Annotated in this window: 1 protein-coding gene; it reads right to left on the reverse strand. The window is 69.9% G+C overall.

From position 1 onward, the window contains the following. Positions 1–595, reverse strand: a 595-nt coding sequence (locus tag U858_RS0133450) for a diguanylate cyclase domain-containing protein (protein WP_025141392.1), incomplete at both ends; no start/stop codon positions are given.

Below are 595 nucleotides of genomic sequence, written 5' to 3' on the forward strand. Positions count from 1 at the left end.
CCTTGAAACCGTCCAGGTCGATCGCCAGGATGGCGAAGGATTCGCCGCTGCGCTGCGCCACGGCCAGCTCGCGCAGGACCATTTCGCCGAACAGCACCCGGTTGCACAGCCCCGTCAGCGGGTCATAGTGCGCCAGGTGCTGGGCGTGCGCCAGCATGCGCGACGCCTGCAACAGCGCCGTGCCGACCTCTTCGGCTTCCTTGACCCGCGTGCCCGGTAGCTCGACGGTGCGCCCCTCGCCCAGCGCCAGCGCCGGGCCGACCAGGCCCTGCACCGCCGAGGTCAGCCGGTTGGCCAGCCGCAGCGCCAGCCACAAGCCCAGCCCGAAAGCGGTCAACGTGCCCAGGGCCAGCCAGGCGATGGAGCGGTATAGATCGGTCGTCAGCAGCGTCATGGGCGCCCCGGCAGCGACGGTCCAGCCGGTCAGGGCCGAGCGGCTGAACGCCGTGTAGACGGGCGTGCCCTCTTTGGTGATGGTTTCCAGCGAGCCTTCGTTTTCCTGCTCGACGGCCCGCGACAAGGCGGGCACGGCCTTCTGGCCGACGAATTTGGACGTCTCGCGCGTGCGCGCCACGATGGTGCCGGTCTTGTCCAG

Origin of the sequence: Achromobacter sp. DH1f, from assembly GCF_000633435.1 — a bacterium.
Taxonomy (GTDB): domain Bacteria; phylum Pseudomonadota; class Gammaproteobacteria; order Burkholderiales; family Burkholderiaceae_B; genus Achromobacter; species Achromobacter deleyi.